This window comes from Methylobacterium sp. WL103 (assembly GCF_008039885.1).
Lineage (GTDB): Bacteria > Pseudomonadota > Alphaproteobacteria > Rhizobiales > Beijerinckiaceae > Methylobacterium > Methylobacterium cerastii.
This window is the reverse complement of sequence record NZ_VRUX01000860.1, coordinates 1-1,384: the sequence shown is the minus strand read 5'-3', so window position 1 is coordinate 1,384 and position 1,384 is coordinate 1. Positions and strand designations below refer to the sequence as shown.

The following is a 1,384-nucleotide window of genomic DNA, read 5'->3' as shown; positions in this document are numbered from 1 at the left end:
GCCCTCGTAATCCTTGTTCTCGTCGTCTCCGGCCACCGCGTCGGCCGCACGCGCGTAGCCGAGCCAGGCCTGGATGTCGGACGGGTCGCCGAGATCCAGGGCGGCCGGGGGGAGTGGCGCCCGGCGCTCGAAGCCTACGCCGCGAGCCTGGCCCTCAACGACGTGGCCGCGGTGCGCGAGGCCTACGAGACGATGCGCGCCGAGCACGGCTTCCGCATCCTCGACTACAAGGTCGACGCGGACGCCGCCGCCCCGCGGGTGTGCTTCACCTTCTCCGAGCCGGTCGCGGCCAGGACCGACTTCGCCCCCTTCGTCGCGGTTTCGGGCGCGACCAACGCCGCGGTCACGGCGGAGGGCGCGCAGGTCTGCGTCGACGGCTTGAAGCACGGCGGCTCCTACGCCTTCGTCGTGCGCCAGGGCCTGCCCTCCTCGGTCGGCGAGGTGCTGCTGAAGTCGGCCGACTACGAGGTCTACGTCCGCGACCGCGCCCCCCAGGTGCGCTTCACCGGCCGCAACTACGTCCTGCCCCGCACCGGCCAGGCGGGGGTGCCGCTGGTCTCGGTCAACGCCCCGAAGCTCGACGTCGAGGTGCTGCGCATCGGCGACCGCGGCCTGCTGCCGTCCCTGCGATCGGAGGAGTTCCTGGGCCAGCTCAACGGCGCCACCGCCCGGACCATCGCCGCGGAGAAGGGCGTCCAGGTCTGGAAGGGCACCCTCGATACCGCCAAGGCCGAGGTGAACCAGGAGGCGGTCACCGCCTTCCCGGTGCTGCAGGCGGTCGGCAAGCTCGAGCCCGGCCTCTACGTGATGCTGGCCCAGCCCTCCGGCGCCGTCGCGTCGTCCGAGGGCGAGGACGGCTACGAAGCGAAGGCGACGCAGTGGTTCGTGGTCTCCGACCTCGGGTTGACCGCCTTCAAGGGCCGCGACGGCGTCCACGTCTTCGCGCGCTCGCTCGCCGCCGCCACGGTGGTGCCGAACGCCGAGATCCGCCTCGTCGCCCGCAACAACGAGGTGCTGGCCACCCGCCGCACCGACGAGAGCGGGCATGCCGCCTTCGATCCGGGGCTCGCCCGCGGGGAGGGTGGCGCGGCGCCGAGCCTCGTGGTGGCGCAGGTCGGCGACGATTACGGCTTCCTCGACCTCAACCTCGCGGCCTTCGACCTCACCGACCGCGGCGTGAAGGGCCGGGCCGACGCCGGCGCGATCGAGGCCTACGTCTTCCCCGAGCGCGGGGTCTACCGCTCCGGCGAGACCGTGCAGATCACCGCCATCCTCCGCGACGGGCAGGGCAAGGCGGTGCCGAGCCTGCCGCTGACCCTGGTGGTCAAGCGCCCCGACGGCGTCGAGTACCGCCGCGTCTCGGTGGCCGACCAGGGCCTGGGCG

1 pseudogene is annotated in these 1,384 nt (G+C 73.3%); it reads left to right on the top strand.

Annotation, left to right across the window (positions count from 1 at the left end):
* Window positions 1–75 precede the first annotated feature (75 nt).
* Window positions 76–1,384 (top strand): annotated as a pseudogene (locus tag FV222_RS26155) (MG2 domain-containing protein); the annotation flags it as partial.